This window comes from Mycobacterium angelicum (assembly GCF_002086155.1).
Lineage (GTDB): Bacteria > Actinomycetota > Actinomycetes > Mycobacteriales > Mycobacteriaceae > Mycobacterium > Mycobacterium angelicum.
This window is the reverse complement of the sequence record NZ_MVHE01000447.1, coordinates 1-240: the sequence shown is the minus strand read 5'-3', so window position 1 is coordinate 240 and position 240 is coordinate 1. Positions and strand designations below refer to the sequence as shown.

The 240-nt window shown below is 72.9% G+C and carries 1 protein-coding gene; it reads right to left on the bottom strand.

Annotated features, from left to right (window positions below; genetic code table 11):
• A partial coding sequence (gene sepH / locus BST12_RS30205; RefSeq protein ID WP_139802145.1) for a septation protein SepH occupies positions 1–240 on the bottom strand: 240 nt, incomplete at both ends.

Below are 240 nucleotides of genomic sequence, written 5' to 3'. Positions count from 1 at the left end.
GTCGATCGCGGTGGCGGTTCCGCCGTGGGCGCCGGGGGTGAAGCGGAAATGCGCCAGGTTGTCGGAGCGGCCAGCCTTCCAGGCAAGCTGCACCGTCCAGCGACTGTCCTCGTTGCGCCACGCGTCCCAGGTGAGGCTGTCGGGGTTAAGGCCGCGTGCCACCAGGGCCGCGGCGACGGTCTCCTGCATGGTCAGCACCGCCGGGCCGTCGGCCAGGACCGGGTGCGCCGCGGTTGCCAG